Origin of the sequence: Clostridioides sp. ZZV14-6150, assembly GCF_020657875.1 — a bacterium.
GTDB lineage: Bacteria > Bacillota > Clostridia > Peptostreptococcales > Peptostreptococcaceae > Clostridioides.
In genome coordinates, this window is record NZ_JAGWDA010000114.1 from 1 (window position 1) to 221 (window position 221).

Annotated in this window: 1 protein-coding gene; it reads left to right on the top strand. The window is 53.4% G+C overall.

Annotation, left to right across the window (positions count from 1 at the left end; genetic code table 11):
* A partial coding sequence (locus KGF41_RS21235) for a hypothetical protein (RefSeq protein WP_227857153.1) occupies positions 1–221 on the top strand: 221 nt, incomplete at both ends.

Here is a 221-nt window from a genome sequence, read left to right on the forward strand (position 1 = left end):
CCAACAGGAGCAACAGGAAATACAGGAGCAGATGGAGCAACAGGCGCAACAGGAGCAACAGGAACAACAGGAGCAGAAGGAGGAACAGGACCAACAGGAGCAACAGGAGCAACAGGAGCAACAGGAGCAGAAGGAGCAACAGCACCAACAGGAGCAACAGGAAATACAGGAGCAGATGGAGCAACAGGCCCAACAGGAGCAACAGGAAATACAGGAGCAGA